General features: G+C 57.2%; 14 protein-coding genes. 8 read left to right on the top strand and 6 right to left on the bottom strand.

What is annotated here, in order from left to right:
• Positions 1-357 precede the first annotated feature (357 nt).
• The 3 genes from Q8X51_RS08695 (at position 358) to Q8X51_RS08685 (ending at position 4,339) form a co-directional block, all read left to right on the top strand.
• Positions 358-864 carry a sigma-70 family RNA polymerase sigma factor gene (locus tag Q8X51_RS08695; RefSeq protein WP_065926804.1) on the top strand — a complete coding sequence of 169 codons (507 nt, stop codon included), beginning with the start codon at positions 358-360 and terminating at the stop codon, positions 862-864.
• Positions 864-1,808, top strand: a complete 945-nt coding sequence (locus tag Q8X51_RS08690; protein WP_407693767.1) for a FecR domain-containing protein — start codon at positions 864-866, stop codon at positions 1,806-1,808. The genes Q8X51_RS08695 and Q8X51_RS08690 overlap by 1 nt, the downstream gene beginning before the upstream one ends.
• 92 nt (positions 1,809-1,900) lie before the next feature.
• Positions 1,901-4,339: a TonB-dependent siderophore receptor gene (locus Q8X51_RS08685; RefSeq protein ID WP_065946446.1), complete on the top strand. Its 2,439-nt coding sequence runs from the start codon at positions 1,901-1,903 to the stop codon at positions 4,337-4,339.
• 60 nt (positions 4,340-4,399) lie between these two features.
• On the opposite strand, the gene mnmE is transcribed toward Q8X51_RS08685, so the two are convergent.
• The 5 genes from mnmE to rpmH form a co-directional block, all read right to left on the bottom strand.
• The gene (mnmE, locus tag Q8X51_RS08680) at positions 4,400-5,770 is read right to left on the bottom strand and encodes a tRNA uridine-5-carboxymethylaminomethyl(34) synthesis GTPase MnmE (protein WP_407693768.1); all 1,371 of its coding nucleotides are present in this window, start codon (positions 5,768-5,770) and stop codon (positions 4,400-4,402) included.
• Between the two features lie 79 nt (positions 5,771-5,849).
• A complete protein-coding gene (gene yidC / locus Q8X51_RS08675) occupies positions 5,850-7,553 on the bottom strand; it encodes a membrane protein insertase YidC (protein ID WP_065926808.1) in 1,704 nt (567 codons plus the stop codon).
• Positions 7,554-7,555: 2 nt separating this feature from the next.
• On the bottom strand, positions 7,556-7,801 hold the full coding sequence (yidD, locus tag Q8X51_RS08670) for a membrane protein insertion efficiency factor YidD (RefSeq protein ID WP_010207715.1): 246 nt from the start codon (positions 7,799-7,801) through the stop codon (positions 7,556-7,558).
• The gene (gene rnpA / locus Q8X51_RS08665) at positions 7,794-8,198 is read right to left on the bottom strand and encodes a ribonuclease P protein component (RefSeq protein ID WP_053128141.1); all 405 of its coding nucleotides are present in this window, start codon (positions 8,196-8,198) and stop codon (positions 7,794-7,796) included. Before rnpA ends, yidD begins: the two co-directional genes overlap by 8 nt.
• 16 nt (positions 8,199-8,214) lie before the next feature.
• Complete coding sequence (gene rpmH / locus Q8X51_RS08660) at positions 8,215-8,349, bottom strand: 50S ribosomal protein L34 (RefSeq protein ID WP_003213577.1); 135 nt, start codon at positions 8,347-8,349, stop codon at positions 8,215-8,217.
• Positions 8,350-8,934: 585 nt separating this feature from the next.
• Here rpmH and dnaA point away from each other — a divergent pair.
• From dnaA to gyrB, 4 genes are read left to right on the top strand one after another with little or no spacing between them, the layout of a single operon-like run.
• Positions 8,935-10,455 (top strand): chromosomal replication initiator protein DnaA, encoded by a 1,521-nt coding sequence (dnaA, locus tag Q8X51_RS08655; protein ID WP_065926809.1) that lies wholly within the window; start codon positions 8,935-8,937, stop codon positions 10,453-10,455.
• Positions 10,456-10,493: 38 nt separating this feature from the next.
• Positions 10,494-11,597, top strand: a complete 1,104-nt coding sequence (gene dnaN, locus Q8X51_RS08650) for a DNA polymerase III subunit beta (protein WP_065926810.1) — start codon at positions 10,494-10,496, stop codon at positions 11,595-11,597.
• A 20-nt stretch (positions 11,598-11,617) separates the two neighbouring features.
• Complete coding sequence (gene recF / locus Q8X51_RS08645; RefSeq protein ID WP_027608164.1) at positions 11,618-12,721, top strand: DNA replication/repair protein RecF; 1,104 nt, start codon at positions 11,618-11,620, stop codon at positions 12,719-12,721.
• 4 nt (positions 12,722-12,725) lie between these two features.
• Complete coding sequence (gyrB, locus tag Q8X51_RS08640; RefSeq protein WP_027608163.1) at positions 12,726-15,143, top strand: DNA topoisomerase (ATP-hydrolyzing) subunit B; 2,418 nt, start codon at positions 12,726-12,728, stop codon at positions 15,141-15,143.
• A gap of 106 nt (positions 15,144-15,249) precedes the next feature.
• Here the strand turns inward: gyrB and Q8X51_RS08635 are convergent, their stop codons facing one another.
• Entirely contained in the window at positions 15,250-15,975 is a 726-nt protein-coding gene (locus tag Q8X51_RS08635; RefSeq protein WP_027608161.1) for a response regulator transcription factor, read from the bottom strand.
• A gap of 448 nt (positions 15,976-16,423) precedes the next feature.
• On the opposite strand from Q8X51_RS08635, the gene Q8X51_RS08630 reads away from it, so the two are divergent.
• Positions 16,424-18,706 (top strand): CHASE2 domain-containing protein, encoded by a 2,283-nt coding sequence (locus Q8X51_RS08630; protein WP_407693769.1) that lies wholly within the window; start codon positions 16,424-16,426, stop codon positions 18,704-18,706.
• Positions 18,707-18,837 lie beyond the last annotated feature (131 nt).

Here is an 18,837-nt window from a genome sequence, read left to right as displayed (position 1 = left end):
GTTTCTGTGGATAGATCTCTACAGGCCTTTATTTACAATGTGTACAGCGATTCAAAAGTCTGTGGCCATGTGCCAATGAGGCCCTTGGATAAGTGCTTTAAGCCTGTGGATTAAATAGGTGGTTATCCACAGATGGGTTTTTACTCAGGTTTCGAGCCCTGTTATCAACTGGGCCCACGGGCGGTTATTCACAGGGCTTAATCCACAGAAATCCGTGCAATCGTGTGAATTTCGCCCACGACGAAGCCAACCGAATCTTTCTATTCGGAGGTGAGCACGTCAAAAAGAGATCTATTGTGAGAAAACAGCCAGGCAGTTAATAATAGCGATTATCATTAACTTAGCTTGTCATGCCCTATGTCCCCTTCTTCACACACGGCTGCGGTTCAGAACATCTACGAGCAGCACCACTCCTGGTTGCACGGGTGGCTCAAAGGTAAGTTGCATAACGCCTGCGATGCAGCCGATGTGGCGCACGATACGTTCGTGCGCATTCTGGGTGGGCGGCATGCGGCGCAGATCGTTGAACCGCGTGACTACCTGGCGACCATCGCCAGGGGCCTGGTGATTGACCGTTATCGCCGGCATGCCATCGAACAGGCCTACAAGCAAACCTTGGCCGAACGGCCTGAAGCCACGGCCATCAATGAAGAAGACAAAGCCATCATCATCGAGACGCTGGTGGCTGTGGATAAAGCCCTGTCCGGACTCGGTGAGCGAGCGCGACGGATCTTCCTGTTGTCGCAGATCGAGGGGCTGACTTATCAACAGATCGCCGATGAACTGCAGGTGTCGCTGACCACGGTGAAGAAGCACATGATCCGTGCATTGACTGAATGCTCGCTGATCATGGCCAGCCTGTAATGGCCGCCCCCGATCGCAAGACCTTCGAGGCCGCTGCTCACTGGTATGTACAGTTTCAATCCCAAACGCCTACGGCTGCTGAACGCCTTGCCTGGCAACAATGGCTCAGCGGCGATCCGTCCCATCAGGCGGCGTGGAACCAGATGGAGCAATTGCAGCGCAGTCTCGGCGCCCTGCCCCAGGATTTCACCCGCCGGGCATTGTCGGCCACGCAACAACGTCGTCAGATATTGAAGTGGATGCTGGTAATGGGCGGTACCGGGTGCCTGGGCTGGAATGTCCAGCAACACACCTCCCTGGGCAATGTATGGGCCGACTACCGGACGTCTGTGGGTGAACGCCGGCGTATCGCATTGGCTGACGGCACGCGGATTGATCTGAATACCAGCACGGCGATTGACGTGATATTCGACGGGTGCCAACGTTTGATCCGGCTGCGTGAAGGTGAAGTACTTATCCACACCGGCAAGTTGGGCGGGCACACGCCCTTTTATGTCGAAACCCGCCAAGGCCGAGTCCAGGCACTGGGTACTCGGTTTACAGTGCGCCAGCTGCCAGATTCCACGCGTGTCGGTGTTCTGAAGGATCGCGTGAGTGTGTCCCCTGGTGACCGGCCCAACCATGCTCGACTGCTCGGTGCCGGTGAAAGCGCTGACTTTGATCGTCAAAACATAGGGCTTGACCACACGTATAGCGGATCCCAGGCAGCCTGGGTCGATGGGCAGCTGATCGTATTGGATGCTCGCCTCGGGGATGTGATCGAAGACCTCTCCCGCTACCGTGCCGGTGTCCTGAAATGCGACTTGGCTTGTGCACGCCTACGTGTTTCCGGGACTTTCCGCCTGGATTCCACCGATGCGGTACTGGCGAATCTGCAGGCAACCTTGCCCATTCAGGTGAAATACTTCACTCGCTATTGGGTTTCGGTGGAGCGAATCGCCTGATCGCAAAAAATATCCTCACAAGGGGTTATCTTTTTTTTACCTGGCACGGCCCTAAAGGTAATAACGACGCCACCTTCAGGGCTTACCCACCTATGCGCCTTCGCACCAAGCTCCGCCAGCGACTTTCCTACCACGGTATGACGTGCAGCCTACTGCTCGGCACGGCAGCCACAGCCGGTGTTTTGCTATCCAGTGACGCCATGGCCGCCAGCGCGGTGCAGCATTACGTCATTGCGGCCGGTCCCCTGGACAATGCCTTGAGCCAATTTGCCGCCAGGGCGAATGTGATTCTGTCTTTCTCGCCCCAGCAAACCGCACGCTTGAATACAACCGGGCTGGAAGGTGACTATTCGGTTGAGCAAGGCTTTGCATTGTTGCTGCAGAACTCGGGGTTACAAGCGGTAGTCCAGGCGCCTGGCAGCTATGTCCTGCAGGCCATTCCTACAGGGCAACTCACGCTCGCGCCCACCACGGTCAGCACTTATCAACAGGCTGGGTTCACTCAGGAGATTGCCGGGGATGTGGGCTACAAAGCGCAAAACAGCCGTATCGGTACCAAGACCAGCACACCTCTGTCGGAAACACCGCGTTCGGTATCGGTCGTCACCGGCCAGCGCATCAAGGACCAGAAGTCGCAGACCCTGACTGAAGTATTGGGCTACGTGCCAGGTATTTTCGCGCCACCCTTTGCTGCTGGCGACGGTCTCGCGGGTGACTTGTTCTTCATCCGCGGTTTCAATGCCACAGATTACGGCTACGGCCTGCTGCGAGATGGCCTGCGCGTACAAGGCAATCGGTACGACACCACCAGTGAGCCTTATGGCCTGGAGCGGGTCGAAATCTTCCGTGGGCCCTCTTCCCTGCTGTACGGTGAAAACGCGCCTGGGGGCTTAGTGAACCTGGTGAGCAAACATCCGACTGCCACGCCGCAGGGTGAAGTGCAGCTCGGTTATGGCTCGAATAATCGGCGTCAGTTGGGTGTGGATATCTCTGGTCCACTCAACGATAGCGGCAATATCCTTGGTCGGGTGGTGATGCTCGGCCGCAAGTCTGATACGCAGACTGACCATGTTCCTGATGATCGCCTGTACATCGCGCCTTCATTGACCCTGAATTTCGACGACTTCAACACGCTCACTCTGTTGGCCAATTACCAAAAGGACCACACCAATCTCGAACTCGGCCTACCCGCCGCGGGGACCTTGCTTACAAATCCGAACGGAAAGCTGTCCAAGCACACCATGCTCGGCGACCCGGACTGGAATACGTTCGAACGTGAAGCCTGGAGCAGCGGCTACGAATTCAGCCACAGCTTCAATGATGAGTGGCAGTTCCGCCAGAACTCGCGGTACATGCAATCGCGCATCAACCGTCATGAAACCTGGCCGGGCACATTGAACAATGGCGGTTTCGGCACCCAACTGAACATGACGGCCTACGACCGCTACAACAAATCGATGGTCTACTCCCTGGATAACCAGTTGGAAGGCAAATTCCAGGTCGGGGACCTGGAAAATACGGTGCTGTTCGGCGCCAGTTATGACCGCACCTCGTTCAACCAGGATTGGGACGCAGGCTTCGCCGGCACCATCAATGTGTATAACCCCGTGTACCTGCGTGAGCCGCTTACCCCGGTGGCTGTGCAAAACACCTTGCTCGAGCAGCAGATGAAGGGTGTTTATGCACAAATCCAGAGCAAGTATGACCACTGGTTGTTCCTGCTGGGTGGCCGCCAGGACTGGGTCGACAGTGATTTCCGCGACAAGGTCAACAAGACCAGCAATACCGGCTCCGAAGACCGCAAGTTTACCTACCAGGGCGGGGTGATGTACCAGTTCGACAACGGCCTGACGCCGTACGTCAGCTACTCCACCGCATTTGTGCCTGTACAGCAGATCTCCAACGCCGGTTCACCGTTGAAGCCGATCACCAGCAGTCAGTACGAAGTGGGTGTGAAGTACGAACCGGTCGGCTGGGATACAGCGATGACCCTGTCGGTGTATGACTTGCGCAAGGAAGATGACACCTACCTCGACGCCACCACCAACAGCTACCGCCAGGTGGGCGAAAGCCGGGCCAAAGGGGCCGAGGTCGAGGTGAACAGCAACATCACGCCCAACCTGAATGTGACCGCAGCCTACACCTACACTGACGCTCGTATTACCAAGGACTCGGCTACCTCGCTGGTCGAGGGGCATCAGATGACGGGGGTTCCGCGCAACCAGGCCTCGGTGTGGGGCAAGTACCGCTTCCTCGATGGCCAACTCAAGGGCTTGTCCCTGGGCGGCGGTGTGCGCTATTTCGACAGTACGTTTTCTTACACCCAGCCAAGCCTGTACGGAAAGCTGGATGCTGGGAGCGTCACTCTGGTGGACGCAGCCGTCGGCTATCAGATCGACAAGCACTGGTCAGTGGACGTGAACGCCAAGAACCTGTTCGACAAGGAGTATGTTTCTGGCTGCAACGACGCGGGCCGCTGCTACTGGGGTGACAGTCGTACACTGCTTGGGACTGTTTCGTACAACTGGTGATGGATGATGGCCTGAAGAATCAAAATGCTCTTCAGGCCGCTATCGCTGGCAAGCCTGCTCCTACTTGCCGATACAGAAGCTGGAGAAGATCCGTCCCAACAAATCATCGGAGCTGAATGCGCCGGTGATTTCTCCCAACAGCTGCTGCGCCTGGCGAAGATCCTCAGCCAGCAGCTCCCCCGCCCCCGCCAAGGTCAACTGCGCCCGGCCGTGCTCCAATGCCGCGCTTGCATGGCGCAGCGCCTCCAGGTGCCTGCGGCGCGCACTGAAGCTGCTTTCCGACGTCTGCTCGTAACCCATGCAGGCCTTGAGATGCTCACGCAGCAATTCCAGGCCCTCCCCCGCAGACTTGGCGCTCAGGCTGATAGTGACGTGGCCATCAGCGCTGGTTTCCATCGCAATGGCTTCACCCGTCAGGTCGGCTTTGTTACGAATCAAGGTGACTTTGGCCGGGTCCGGCCGTTGCTCGAGGAATTCCGGCCACAATGCAAAAGGATCCACAGCCTCCGGCGCGGTGGCGTCCACCACCAGCAGTACCCGGTCCGCTTCGCCGATGGCTTTGAGCGCGCGTTCCACGCCGATCTTTTCAACCTGGTCATCGGTATCGCGTAAACCGGCGGTGTCGACGACGTGCAACGGCATGCCATCGATGTGGATATGTTCGCGCAGGATATCCCGGGTGGTGCCGGCGATCTCGGTGACAATGGCTGCTTCACGCCCCGCCAGCGCATTGAGCAGGCTGGATTTACCGGCATTGGGACGCCCAGCGATCACGACGGTCATCCCGTCTCGCAGCAACGCGCCTTGCCCGGCTTCCCGCAGGACTGTGGATAACTCATCACGGACCTTATCCAGCATCGCCAATACATGGCCATCGGCAAGGAAGTCGATTTCCTCTTCAGGAAAATCAATCGCCGCCTCGACGTAGATGCGCAGGCTGATCAACTGTTCGGTCAAGTTATGCACACGCAGGGAAAAAGCGCCCTGCAGAGAGCGCAGCGCATTGCGTGCAGCTTGCGCAGAACTGGCCTCGATCAAATCGGCAATCGCCTCGGCCTGTGCCAGGTCGAGCTTGTCGTTGAGGAATGCCCGCTCACTGAACTCACCCGGGCGAGCCAGGCGGCAACCCAACTGCAGGCAGCGTTGCAGCAACATATCCAGAACGATCGGGCCGCCGTGCCCCTGCAATTCCAGTACGTCTTCACCCGTGAAGGAGTTGGGTCCCGGGAAATACAGGGCCAGGCCTTCGTCCAATACTTCCTCACCAGAGCCGAGGAAGGGGCCGTAATGGGCATAGCGCGGCTTCAACTCACGCCCGCTGATGGCCTTCGCGGCCATCCCGGCGAGCGGTCCGGAAATACGAACGATACCGACACCGCCGCGACCTTGAGCGGTAGCGACAGCAGCGATGGTTTCACGAGGAGCGCTCATCAGCAGGTTCCAGAATAAAAGTGACGGAAAGCAAAACGCCCCACTAGGGGGCGTCTTGAGTGGTTATCCACAGAGTAAATTACGCCTCGGCTTTTTTGGTAGCCGCTTCGATTTTACGTGTGATGTACCACTGTTGAGAGATCGACAACACGTTGTTGACCACCCAGTACAGAACCAGGCCAGCCGGGAACCACAGGAAGAAGAAGGTGAAGATGATTGGCATCATTTTCATCACCTTGGCCTGCATCGGATCCGGCGGCGTCGGGTTCAGGCGCTGCTGGATAAACATGGTCGCGCCCATGATGATCGGCAGGATAAAGAACGGGTCTTTGATCGACAGGTCAGTTATCCACAGCATGAACGGTGCCTGGCGCATTTCCACGCTTTCCAGGAGTACCCAGTACAGCGACAGGAATACCGGCATCTGTACCAGAATCGGCAAGCATCCACCCAGCGGGTTGATCTTCTCTTTCTTGTACAGCTCCATCATGGCCTGCGACATTTTCTGCCGGTCATCGCCATGTTGTTCTTTCAGCGCGGCCAGTTTAGGCGCCACGGCACGCATACGCGCCATCGACTTGTAGCTGGCGGCCGACAGTGGGAAGAAGATCCCCTTGATCAGCATGGTCAGGAAGATGATCGACCAGCCCCAGTTACCGACGATGCTGTGGATATGTTGCAGCAGCCAGAAGATCGGCTGGGCAATGAACCACAGGATGCCGTAGTCCACAGTCAGTTCCAGACCTGGGGACAACTCTTTCAGCACCGCCTGGCTTTTCGGGCCGGCGTACAGGGTAGCGCTGGTTTCAGCCTTGGCACCTGGAGCCACGGTCAACGCCGGGCCGGTGTAGCCGATGATGTAGTTGCCTTTGCTGTCCTTGCGCGCCAGTACTGCATTGTTCTGGCCGGGCTGAGGAATCCACGCGGTCACAAAGTAGTGTTGCAGCCAGGCTACCCAGCCACCGTTCACGTTATAGGTGATCGGCGCCTTGGTTTTGTCTTCGGCCACTTTATCCATGTCTTTCATGGATACTTTTTTGTACGGCTCCGAACTTGTCCACAGGGCAGCGCCCAGGTAAGTCGCGGTACCCGTCGCAGTGCTGGACGATGGATCGGAACTGGCGTCACGCTTGAGCTGCGCAAACATTGCGCCGGTCCAAGGCTGGGCGCTCTGGTTGTCGATCAAATAGGTGACAACGATGTCGTACAGGCCGCGCTTGAGTGTGAAGCGCTTGATGTAGTTGACGCCGTCCTTGCTGAACTTCAAGTCCACGACCAGTTGGTCTTGGCCATCTGCCAGTTGATAGCTCTTCTTCTCCGCAGAGAAAATCGGACGACCGGTTGCACTCGCATCAGGGCCGTTGGTACCGATCAGGCCACTTTGTGCCTGGTAAACACGTTCGCCACCGTTATCGAACAACTGGAATGGGATTTCCGGGTGATCCTGACGACGCGGATACAGCGGAAGTGTCAGCTTGGCAACATCGCCACCTTGCGGGTCGATAGCCAGGTCCAACACATCCGTCTTGATCTGGATGAGGTCGGTGCTTGCGGCAACTGCAACTTCGGCAGGTGCTTTTGTTTCGCCCGCTGCCCGTGGAATGTCATCACTGGCGGCAGTATTGGTGCCACTTACTGTATCGGGAAGCCCCGCTGGAACAGCATTGGCAGCAACATTCTGAGTCGGCAGGGCAGCCTGGCCATAGTCCTGGTTCCACTTAAGGACCATGACGTAGGACACGATTGCCAGGGCGACGATCAGGATCGTGCGTTTAATATCCATGATTACTCGGCCATCGAAGAAGAACGGGAGGTAGGGATAGGTGGAACCGGGTCATAACCACCGGGATTCCACGGATGACAGCGACCTAAACGACGAAAGGTCAGCCAGCCACCGCGCAGAAGACCATGATTTTCTATGGCCTCTAACGCGTAGCAGGAACAACTGGGGTAGAAACGACAGTGGCTGGCCATCAGAGGACTAATGGCATAGCGATAAAACTGGATCGGAACGAGTGCCAGTTTACGCATCGGTGCTGTCTACCCCTACAGTTTCGGTGCTGACTGCTGGTGCTGGTTTGTTGGTACGCGCCAGACGTTTCCAGAGCTTGCCGAAATGCTGAATCAATTCGGGGTTTTCTACATCCCCCAAGCCTTTGCGCGCGACGATAACAATATCCCAACCAACCAGAGTGTCCTGGTGGAGGCGAAACGATTCGCGCATCAGACGCTTGAGGCGATTGCGCTCAACGGAGAGCTTTACGCTCTTCTTGCCGATCACCAACCCGAGACGGGGGTGATCAAGATCGTTGTTACGCGCAAGGAGCAGGAGATTTTTCCCCGGAACCTTGCCGGTGGGGGAGTCAAAGACTGCCTTGAAGTGCCGGGGGGTTAGCAGACGCTTTTCCCGACTGAAGTCCTGACTCACCACCAGTACCGGATTATCAAACTGCCAGACGCGCACGACCTTTGGCGCGGCGACGCGACAGGACAGCACGGCCGTTCTTGGTAGCCATGCGAGCACGGAAGCCGTGGGTACGGGCGCGTTTGATGGTGCTTGGTTGGAAAGTACGTTTCATGGCGTTGTTACCTGGTTCGTCCACAACGGGCCGGAATGGCCCCCGTTTTAAGAGACCGGCGATTCTAGAGAAAGCAAGCCTCTAGGTCAATTTCCAACCAGCTTTTCCTTCAATTAGATCTTTATGGGCCTCCAGACCTTTTCTTTCCGTTCTGCTTCCATGAGCAATGCCATAGATATAAAAATAAAGAAGGAAGTTATTTAAAGCTTTTCTGTAAAGCTTATAAAAGCTAGGCAGGCCATCCTCTGTGGATAACTGCCTTAAGGCCATATTCCACGTGCTGTACAGAGAATGACAACATGGGGGAGAAGCGGTGCTCTGCCTGTGCTGCGCTGTCGGATAAGCTGTGTGTGGAATGGCATGTTATCCACAGGTCAGTTACCCACAGACTTTCGACCCCACTTGTACAACGAGCTCAGGCCCGCTTATCCACAGAGCTTATGCACAGACCATCTGTCGCATTTTTTGCAGTTAAGGCATTGATTTTGGCTGGCCTGTGAGCAACCTACATGTGGATAAGTGGGCTGCTGGCCGCTACAATGGCGGCTGTTTTTGCCTCACCGGCTTTCAACTTAGGGGATATCCGTGTCAGTGGAACTTTGGCAGCAGTGCGTGGAGCTTTTGCGCGATGAGCTGCCTGCCCAGCAATTCAACACCTGGATCCGCCCGCTACAGGTCGAAGCCGAAGGCGACGAGTTGCGTATCTATGCGCCCAATCGTTTTGTTCTCGACTGGGTCAACGAGAAGTACCTGAGCCGCGTTCTCGAATTGCTCGATGAACACGGCAATGGCCTTGCGCCCGTGCTCTCCTTATTAATAGGCAGCAAACGCAGCTCGGCACCCCGTGCTGCACCGAATGCTCCGCTCGCAGCCAGTGCCTCGCAGGCTCAAGCCCCTGTGGCGCCTGTTAATAACTCGCCAGCGCCGGTTGCCCAGACGCCTTCGAAATCCTCGTCGCAGAACAACGCGCCTATCAATGAAGAGCCGTCCCGCGACAGCTTCGATCCGATGGCGGGTGCCAGTTCCCAGCAGGCTCCGGTCCGCGCCGAGCAGCGCACGGTGCAGGTCGAAGGTGCGCTCAAGCACACCAGCTACCTGAACCGCACGTTCACCTTTGAGAACTTCGTCGAAGGTAAATCCAACCAGCTGGCCCGCGCGGCCGCCTGGCAGGTCGCCGATAACCCCAAGCATGGTTACAACCCGCTCTTCCTTTATGGCGGCGTTGGCTTGGGTAAGACCCACTTGATGCACGCTGTGGGTAACCACCTATTAAAGAAGAACCCGAATGCCAAGGTTGTGTACCTGCACTCGGAGCGTTTCGTGGCAGATATGGTCAAGGCCCTGCAGCTCAATGCGATCAACGAGTTCAAGCGGTTCTACCGCTCCGTTGATGCATTGCTGATCGATGACATTCAATTCTTCGCGCGCAAGGAGCGTTCCCAGGAAGAGTTTTTCCACACCTTCAACGCCCTGCTCGAAGGCGGCCAACAGGTCATCCTGACCAGTGACCGTTACCCGAAGGAAATCGAAGGCCTGGAAGAACGCTTGAAGTCGCGCTTTGGTTGGGGCCTTACCGTTGCGGTAGAGCCGCCGGAGCTGGAAACCCGCGTAGCGATCCTGATGAAAAAGGCCGATCAGGCGAAAGTCGATCTGCCCCACGACGCCGCGTTTTTCATCGCCCAACGCATCCGTTCCAACGTGCGTGAGCTGGAAGGTGCGCTCAAGCGTGTCATCGCGCACTCTCACTTCATGGGCCGGGACATCACCATCGAGCTGATTCGCGAATCCCTGAAAGACTTGCTGGCATTGCAGGACAAACTGGTGAGTGTGGATAACATCCAGCGCACCGTGGCCGAGTACTACAAGATCAAGATTTCCGACTTGCTGTCCAAGCGCCGTTCGCGCTCGGTGGCTCGTCCTCGTCAGGTGGCCATGGCACTCTCCAAGGAGTTGACCAACCATAGCCTGCCGGAAATCGGAGACGTGTTTGGCGGCCGCGACCACACCACGGTCTTGCACGCGTGCCGCAAGATCAACGAACTTAAGGAATCCGACGCGGATATTCGCGAGGACTACAAGAACCTGCTGCGTACACTGACTACTTGATGACACCAGCGCAGCTTATTAAGGCAAGGGACTAGACCATGCATTTCACCATTCAACGCGAAGCCCTGTTGAAACCCCTGCAACTGGTCGCAGGCGTCGTCGAGCGCCGACAGACCTTGCCGGTGCTCTCCAACGTATTGCTGGTGGTCGAAGGCCAGCAATTGTCCCTGACCGGTACCGACCTGGAAGTCGAGCTGGTCGGTCGCGTGCAACTGGAAGAACCCGCTGAACCTGGCGAGATTACAGTACCCGCGCGCAAGCTGATGGACATCTGCAAAAGCCTGCCGAACGACGCGCTGATCGACATCAAGGTTGATGAGCAGAAGTTGGTGGTCAAGGCGGGTCGCAGTCGTTTCACGCTGTCTACTTTGCCGGCCAATGATTTCCCGACTGTGGAAGAAGGCCCAGGCTCACTGACCTGCAGCCTGGAGCAAAGCAAACTGCGCCGTCTGATTGAGCGCACCAGCTTCGCCATGGCCCAGCAGGACGTACGTTACTACCTCAACGGCATGCTGCTGGAGGTATCGGAAGGCATCATTCGCGCCGTGGCCACTGACGGTCACCGTCTGGCGATGTGCTCGATGCGCGCCGATATCGGTCAACCTGACCGTCACCAGGTGATCGTGCCGCGTAAGGGTATTCTCGAACTGGCGCGCCTGCTCACCGAGCCGGATGGCAATGTCAGCATCGTGCTGGGTCAGCACCATATCCGCGCGACCACCGGCGAGTTCACCTTCACCTCCAAGCTGGTCGACGGCAAGTTCCCGGATTACGAGCGCGTTCTGCCTAAAGGCGGCGACAAGCTGGTGATCGGTGATCGCCAGGCCCTGCGTGAAGCGTTCAGCCGTACTGCGATCCTGTCCAACGAGAAGTACCGGGGCATTCGTCTGCAACTGGCCAACGGTCAGTTGAAAATCCAGGCCAATAACCCGGAGCAGGAAGAAGCGGAAGAGGAAGTGGGCGTCGATTACAACGGCGGCACTTTGGAAATCGGCTTCAACGTGAGCTACTTGCTGGACGTGCTGGGTGTGATGACCACCGAACAGGTTCGCCTCATCCTGTCCGACTCCAACAGCAGCGCCCTGGTGCAGGAATCCGATAATGACGACTCGGCTTACGTCGTTATGCCGATGCGCCTGTAATCATGCCCAGCAGAAGCTAGATGTCCCTTAGTCGCGTCTCGGTCACCGCGGTGCGCAATTTGCACCCGGTGACCTTCTCCCCCTCCCCCCGCATCAATATCCTCCACGGCGCCAACGGCAGTGGCAAAACCAGCGTGCTGGAAGCCATCCACTTGCTAGGGCTTGCCCGTTCCTTTCGCAGTGCCCGCTTGTTGCCGGTGATTCAGTACGAACAACTGGCCTGCACGGTATTTGGCCAAGTCGAACTGGCAGAAGGTGGGCACAGCAGCCTGGGGATTTCTCGTGATCGCGGCGGTGAGTTCCAGATTCGCATCGACGGGCAAAACGCTCGCAGTGCTGCGCAACTGGCAGAGATCCTGCCGTTGCAACTGATCAATCCTGACAGCTTCCGCTTGTTGGAAGGCGCGCCAAAGATCCGCAGGCAGTTTCTCGACTGGGGAGTGTTCCACGTGGAACCGCGATTCATGGCCACGTGGCAGCGCCTGCAGAAGGCCCTGCGGCAGCGGAACTCATGGCTGCGGCATGGTACACTTGACGCCGCTTCGCAAGCGGCCTGGGACCGGGAATTGTGCCTGGCCAGCGATGAAATAGATGAATACCGCCGCGCCTATATCAAAGCCTTGAAACCAGTCTTTGAGCAGACCTTGAGTGAGTTGTTGGATCTCGAGGGGCTGACGCTGAGTTACTACCGTGGCTGGGACAAAGACCGTGAGCTGAGTGCAGTGCTCGCGACGTCCCTGCAGCGGGATCAGCAAATTGGCCATACCCAGGCCGGACCCCAACGGGCAGATTTGCGTCTTAGATTAGGCGCACATAATGCTGCGGATATCTTGTCCCGCGGCCAGCAGAAGTTGGTGGTGTGTGCACTGCGGATCGCCCAGGGGCATCTGGTTAGCCAAGCCCGACGTGGTCAGTGTATTTATCTGGTGGATGACTTGCCGTCTGAACTCGACGAGCAACACCGCCGTGCGTTATGCCGCTTGTTGGAAGACTTACGCTGCCAGGTGTTTATCACCTGTGTAGACCACGAATTATTGAGGGAAGGCTGGCAGACGGAAACGCCAGTCGCTTTGTTCCACGTGGAACAAGGCCGTATCACCCAGACCCACGACCATCGGGAGTGAAGGCATGAGCGAAGAAAACACGTACGACTCGACCAGCATTAAAGTGCTGAAAGGTTTGGATGCCGTACGCAAACGTCCCGGTATGTACATTGGCGACACTGATGACGGTAGCGGTCTGCACCACATGGTGTTCGAGGTGGTCGACAACTCCATCGACGAAGCTTTGGCCGGTCACTGCGACGACATCAGCATCATCATCCATCCGGACGAATCCATTACTGTGCGCGACAACGGTCGCGGCATCCCGGTAGATGTGCACAAAGAAGAAGGTGTTTCGGCGGCAGAGGTCATCATGACCGTGCTCCACGCCGGCGGTAAGTTCGACGACAACTCCTATAAAGTCTCCGGTGGTCTGCACGGTGTGGGTGTGTCGGTGGTGAACGCTCTTTCCGAAGAGCTGATCCTGACCGTTCGCCGCAGTGGCAAGATCTGGGAGCAGACCTACGTCCACGGTGTGCCGCAGGAACCGATGAAAATCGTTGGCGACAGCGAAACCACTGGTACCCAGATCCACTTCAAGCCCTCGGCTGATACCTTCAAGAACATCCACTTCAGCTGGGACATCCTGGCCAAGCGGATTCGTGAATTGTCCTTCCTCAACTCCGGTGTCGGCATCGTCCTCAAGGATGAGCGCAGCGGCAAGGAAGAGCTGTTCAAATACGAAGGCGGCTTGCGTGCGTTCGTTGAATACCTGAACACCAACAAGACTGCGGTCAACCAGGTGTTCCACTTCAACATCCAGCGTGAAGACGGCATCGGCGTTGAAATCGCCCTGCAATGGAACGACAGCTTCAACGAGAACCTGTTGTGCTTCACCAACAACATTCCACAGCGTGACGGTGGTACTCACTTGGTGGGTTTCCGTTCGGCGCTGACGCGTAACCTGAACACCTACATCGAAGCCGAAGGCCTGGCGAAGAAGCATAAGGTCGCCACCACCGGTGACGATGCCCGTGAAGGCCTGACCGCAATCATCTCGGTGAAAGTGCCGGACCCTAAGTTCAGCTCCCAGACCAAAGACAAGCTGGTGTCTTCCGAAGTGAAAACTGCGGTTGAACAAGAGATGGGTAAGTACTTCTCCGACTTCCTGCTGGAAAACCCGAACGAAGCCAAGCTGGTTGTCGGCAAGATGATCGATGCCGCACGTGCCCGTGAAGCGGCGCGTAAAGCCCGTGAGATGACCCGCCGTAAAGGTGCGCTGGATATTGCCGGCTTGCCAGGCAAACTGGCTGACTGCCAGGAGAAGGACCCTGCCCTCTCCGAACTGTACCTGGTGGAAGGTGACTCTGCTGGCGGTTCCGCCAAGCAGGGTCGTAACCGTCGCACCCAGGCCATCCTGCCGTTGAAGGGTAAGATCCTCAACGTGGAGAAGGCTCGTTTCGACAAGATGATTTCCTCCCAGGAAGTCGGCACCTTGATCACGGCACTGGGCTGCGGTATTGGCCGAGACGAGTACAACATCGACAAGCTGCGCTATCACAACATCATCATCATGACCGATGCTGACGTCGACGGTTCGCACATCCGTACCCTGCTGCTGACATTCTTCTTCCGTCAGTTGCCGGAGCTGATCGAGCGTGGCTACATCTACATCGCCCAGCCGCCGTTGTACAAAGTGAAGAAAGGCAAGCAAGAACAGTACATCAAAGACGACGACGCCATGGAAGAGTACATGACGCAGTCGGCCCTGGAAGATGCCAGCCTGCACTTGAACGACGAAGCCCCGGGGATCTCCGGTGAGGCGCTGGAGCGTCTGGTTAACGACTTCCGTATGGTGATGAAGACACTCAAGCGCCTGTCGCGCCTGTACCCACAGGAATTAACCGAGCACTTCATCTACCTGCCGTCTGTAAGCCTGGAGCAGTTGGGCGACCACGCACACATGCAGGAATGGCTGGCCCAATATGAAGTACGCCTGCGTACTGTCGAAAAATCCGGCCTGGTGTACAAAGCCAGCCTGCGTGAAGACCGTGAACGTAACGTCTGGCTGCCAGAGGTCGAATTGATCTCCCACGGCCTGTCGAACTACGTCACCTTCAACCGCGACTTCTTCGGCAGCAACGACTACAAGACCGTTGTGACCCTCGGCGCGCAACTGAGCACCCTGCTGGACGACGGTGCTTATATTCAGCGTGGCGAGCGTAAGAAAGCGGTCAAGGAGTTCAAGGAAGCCCTGGACTGGTTGATGGCGGAAAGCACCAAGCGCCATACGATCCAGCGATACAAAGGTCTGGGCGAAATGAACCCGGATCAACTGTGGGAAACCACCATGGACCCAGCCCAGCGCCGTATGCTGCGCGTAACCATCGAAGATGCCATTGGCGCAGACCAGATCTTCAACACCCTGATGGGTGATGCGGTCGAACCTCGCCGTGACTTCATCGAGAGCAATGCCCTGGCAGTGTCTAACCTGGATTTCTGATCCAGGTACGACGCCCAAAATAAAAAAGGCCAACGTTATGCGTTGGCCTTTTTTATTGCGTGGAAATCATCTTCCGCAAAATGCTCCACGTGGAACATCGTGTTTTTTATCCATGAGAAGAAGCCGCCGCCACACTCTCCAATCGATACCCATACCCATAGATCGTCAACAACTGCCAACCTCTATCAGCGGTAAGCCCGAGCTTGTTGCGTAGCCGATAGATATGCGTATCCAGCGGCCGCGAGGACACCATTTCTTCATGGGTCCAGAACCGCTCATAAAGATACTCACGCGACAGCGGCCGAGCCAGATTGGCGAACAAGCAGCTCGCCAGGCGGTATTCGCGCTCGGTAAGGTTGATCGGTTTGCCTGCGCGTGTGACGGTCAACTCTGCATCGTCGAAGGTCAGGTCGTTGAAACTCTGCACTTCAGGGGTTGCCGATCTCTGCAGGCCATGCCGACGTAGAACGGCTGTCACTCGTGCCTTCAGTTCGTTAGGACGAAAGGGTTTGCTGACGTAGTCGTCGGCCCCGCTGTTCAATGCGCTGACGATATCGCTTTCGGCATCACGGCTGGTGAGCATGATGACTGCCGGTGGCGACTCCATGTGTTCACGGGTCCAGCGCAGTAAGGCAATACCGGTGATGTCGGGCAGTTGCCAGTCGAGTATCAGCAGGTCGAAGGTCTCCCGACGCAACTGACGCAGCAGGTCTTCGCCGCGCTCGAAGCAATGCAGTGTCCAGGGTTGTTCGGCGGTGCTGGGGATTTGTCGCAGTGTCTGTTCCACCCGTCGCAATTCAGCGGGTTCGTCATCCAGTATTGCGACACGCATGGGTGGGTCCTTTCTTCTCGAAGAGTACGGCAGTCGTATTGAAGGGCACGTACTGCGCAGATGCCGGTCAATGAATCTGAAGAATTGTGCTCAGGTTCGTCGACCCCTTGGATCTCTCGGTACGCTGGGATCAATAAGCGAATACGCCATTGAAAGCTCTCCATACCTATGTGGGAAAGATACCGGCTCCAGGCGTTAAGGAAAAGGATCAGCCGACGCGTGCGCTGTCGTAAACTCCTGCGCCCCGATAGTGGATGCCCTTTGGAATTCCCGCCGTTATGAACATCCAGCAGGAATTTTTTTCCACCGCGTCGAAAATGAGCTTCACTGGGCTCAACGCGTCGTTCTATCACGTACGTGTGTCGGCTTAAGCCGTGCAACGCCTGAGGAGGAATCGGGGGTCTATGCCATCTTCTATCGCACGCCAACAACTCAGGCGCGTTGATCCATGACGCTCTGGGGAAAGGCTGAAAAGCGCCAACCCACCCATGCCCAGCGCCTGTTCCACGGTCTGGTACGTGAGTGGTTATGGATCGGTTTGCTGCTGTTGCCAATCACTGCCTACCTCTCGATGAGTCCTGGCCTGGCCTTGAACAACCCGCTATACGACAGCCTTCGACGTCTGGCGCCCCTGCCGGTGGATCCGCGCATCCTGCTGGTGACCATCGATGACCCTAGCCTGAAGAAACTCGGCCAGTGGCCCTGGCCGCGTAGTGTGCACGCCGACCTGATCGATCGCCTGAGCGCGGCGCAGCCGGCCGGTATCCTGTTTGATGTGATCTTCAGCGAGCCCGGTAACCCGGTCAATGACAAGCGCCTGGTCGACGCGGTGTGCAACGCCGGCAACGTATTGTTGCCCTTGGCTCGTGACGATTCGGCCAGCTACAGCCAGTCTGGGGCACAAATGCTGTCACTGCTCAAATGTGCCAAGGGTGTCGGGCATATCAATGTGGAGGCGGATAGCGATGGCGTGGTCCGCAGGCTGTATATGCGGGAGGGGCCAGCCGGTGCCACGGCGCTTCAGTTAGCGTGGCTGGCTTTCGCGATGAGCGGGCAATCGGCCGAGATGCCCGGGGAACCTCTGCCATCGATCACCCAGGATTGGCACCGGGAGCATGCGGTCCGTATCCCGTTTATTGCTGTCGACACCCATTTCCCGAGCGTGTCTTATGTCAGCGTATTACGTGGTGAGGTCCCTCCCGAGCGGTTGCGGGGCCGTCTGATTCTGGTGGGGGCGACAGCGTCGGGCATGGGCGATCGCTTTGTCACACCGCTCTCTCCTATGGCCGGCACCACAGCGGGTGTGGAGATCCAGGCCAATGTGCTCAATGGCTTGCTGCAAGATCGAAGTATTGTGGACTTGCCCGGCTGGCTGGCCGCACTGATCGCAACGTCCCTGGTGGCGATGTTGCTGGGCCTGCTGCTCTACCGCCCACGCTATGCGCTGTGGATGACCCTGGGGTGCATGTGCATGGCCTTGGTGGGTTCAGCGGCCTTGTTGCGCCTGGGCTACTGGTGGTCGCCTGCGGCCTGCTTGATCGGTTTGCTGCTCAGCTATCTGATCTGGAACTGGCGGCGTCTCAGCGTGATCCTGGCCTACTTCGGCTGGGAATTGACGCGCCTGGATAACGAACCCAAAGTCTTGCCCGAGCGCCGCCGTGCACCCGCCAATAAGGGTGACGTATTGCAGGGCCGTATCTTTGCCTTGGAGCAAGCCGTCAGTCGTACGCGGGACACCCGACGGTTTATGGCCGATGGATTGGAATGCCTGCCGGTGGCGACGTTGATCACAGACACCCAGGGTAATGTCCTGTTGGCCAACCGCATCGCCCGGGAAGTGTTCGGCAATGACTTGATCAACCATAACCTTCTGGAGCAACTGGCCGACCTGGGTTATCCACCGCTGCACAATGGCGTACGCCCCCCCCTCTCGACACTGGAACTCGTTGAGTTTCGTGATATCCATCAACGCAGCCTGCGCATGGAACTTGCCCCCTTGCTGCCGGCCGAAGGGGATGTCGCGCTTGGCTGGCTGTTGAGCCTTACTGATCTGAGCAAGGAACGCGAGGCCCAGCAGCATCGGGAAACCATGCTGCGTTTCCTCTCTCACGACTTGCGTGCACCCCACTCGGCGATCCTCGCCCTGTTGGATGTGCACGGCAGTGAGTCGCCGATATTTGCCCAGATAGAGCAACAAGTACGCCGCGCCTTGAGCCTGACCGAATCATTTGTGCAACTGGCGAGGGCTGAGGCCGATGGCTACCAGTTCGAGCCTACGCTGTTCGCCATGCTGGTAATGGATGCCTTTGATCAAGTGGCCGTGATCGCCCAGCTCAAGGGGATTCACCTGGTCCACGATCTGGACGAGGCCGACGAAGGGATGGTGTCAGCCGATCAATCGCTGCTCACCCGCGCATTGTTCAATGTGCTGGAGAACGCGATCAAATATTCCCCGTCCGGTACCACTGTCCGGCTGCGACACAGCAGCGCGCAAGGCTGGCTGGAATGCCGCATCAGCGACCAGGGCCCAGGGATAGCCGCCGAGGATTTGCCTGAACTGTTCAGCCAGTACAAACGCTTTGACTCGGCCCAAGGCAGCGAAGGGCTGGGGTTGGGACTGAGCATGGTCAAGGCGGTGGTGGAGCGTCATGGGGGCCGTATCGAGTGTGAAAGCACCGTGGGCAAAGGCACCTCTTTCAGCCTGCAGCTGCCCTTGCTGGACGACGGCTAAAACGTACCTTTGTGCTGTGCATAAAAAACCGGTCTCAAGGACCGGTTTTTTAATGCGGAAAAAACTTATGCACGTTTTTTGCGGTTTTGATGGATTTGGAAATATCTAACTAAATCAACTTATTAGGAACA

It is taken from the genome of Pseudomonas sp. Yb2C2, from assembly GCF_052112325.1.
GTDB lineage: Bacteria > Pseudomonadota > Gammaproteobacteria > Pseudomonadales > Pseudomonadaceae > Aquipseudomonas > Aquipseudomonas marginalis.
The sequence above is the reverse complement of the archived record's forward strand: the minus strand, read 5'-3'. Positions and strand labels throughout refer to the sequence as shown.